General features: G+C 36.3%; 1 protein-coding gene. It reads left to right on the forward strand.

Annotation, left to right across the window (positions count from 1 at the left end; all coding sequences use genetic code 11):
* The first annotated feature begins 172 nt into the window (after positions 1 to 172).
* Positions 173 to 1,276, forward strand: coding sequence for an NHL repeat-containing protein (locus AYJ08_RS04405; protein ID WP_064016741.1), 1,104 nt, complete (start codon positions 173 to 175; stop codon positions 1,274 to 1,276).
* The last annotated feature ends 106 nt before the right edge of the window (positions 1,277 to 1,382 follow it).

Consider the following 1,382-nt stretch of genomic DNA (forward strand, 5'->3'; position numbering starts at 1 on the left):
AGGAATCGGGGCAGAAACTCCAGCAGGAGCGCAAAGTAAAGTGGCAGCACATGAAGCGAAAGGCGCCCCTCACGCGGACCACGTGAAAGGGAATATGCGTATTACAGTATCAACAACAGCTCCAGCGAACCCAAGTAAAAATGACATTTGGATCGTAATTTGAGGTGAGACTATGGCTAAAATTCAACTGGCTAACGGACAAACAGTTAAGGCAATCCGTGTTTGGGATGGAGTAAAGTGGACAGATCGGATTGGACGAGTTTACGCCGATAAGTGGTTAGACTTTATCTCTTACTATGAAAAGTATGTATTTACAGGTATAGGATGGTATAATGCTTATCCACTGCAATTAAAACAATTCAGTTTCGAGGGTATAGAAAAAAATAAATACGATTTTAAACTATACCGTACTTGCAAAACCCTTGAAACCGATCCGAACGGTAATGTTTATTATGGGCATGAAGAAGGATTTGCTATCTTCGATAAGAACTTTACAATTATCAGAAGTGGTAATTATTATGTTACGGATATTGCTGTAAGTAAAAACGGAGATTATACTTTTATAGCAAATTACGGAGCACATGATAATGTAGCCCTATTATTTATATCTAAAAACGGAGAAATAAAAAAAATAGTAGAGATTCCCAGGAGAAAATCATATTTTGCAAACAAAGGTATGTGTTACGACAATGAAAGTAATGTCTACACACATATAAACCCAGGAGAATTAACTAAATTTGATGCTAATGGAAACAAACTCTTATCTTTCAAAGTATCAGGAATGAATTATGATGAATCTTACGGAAGTATTGATATTGATAATGATGGAAATATATATCGATTGGTAAACGAAACGCTTGAAAAATATGATAAATCAGGGAATTTGATAAAGAACGTAAAATTATCTGACAAACCAGGAGTTATGGGAAGTCTCTACGTTGATAGGGACTTTGTTTTTGTGGTTATAGGAAATTACAATCCGAATCCTCAATCCGGGACTTTGGAAGATTCGCTAATCAAACTAACTAAGAACCTCGAAGTTGTTTTAAGGATAAACGGGTTCAGAATTACTAATGGGGGATCAACCCCATCGTATGGTGATTCTGTTTATTGCGATCGAGAGGATGGGGTTTATACGGTAGGAAGAGCGCAAGTAAGAAAAAACTCTAAGAATGATCTATCACTTATCTGGGAAAAAGAGCTTGAAAGAAATTCTTTAGAAAAAGGTAAGTGCGCTTGTACCCCAGGACGATATGGAGCATTTGGAGAAGTATAAAGGAGGGAATTTATTTGTATTTACTTATTGGTAGTAAACAAACAGAAGAAAAAATGACTGTACAGGAAATTTATAACCTAGATCATCCTGATAACGCAGGAATAAC

The sequence above is a fragment of the Brevibacillus sp. SKDU10 genome (assembly GCF_001645205.1).
Classification (GTDB): domain Bacteria; phylum Bacillota; class Bacilli; order Brevibacillales; family Brevibacillaceae; genus Brevibacillus_B; species Brevibacillus_B halotolerans.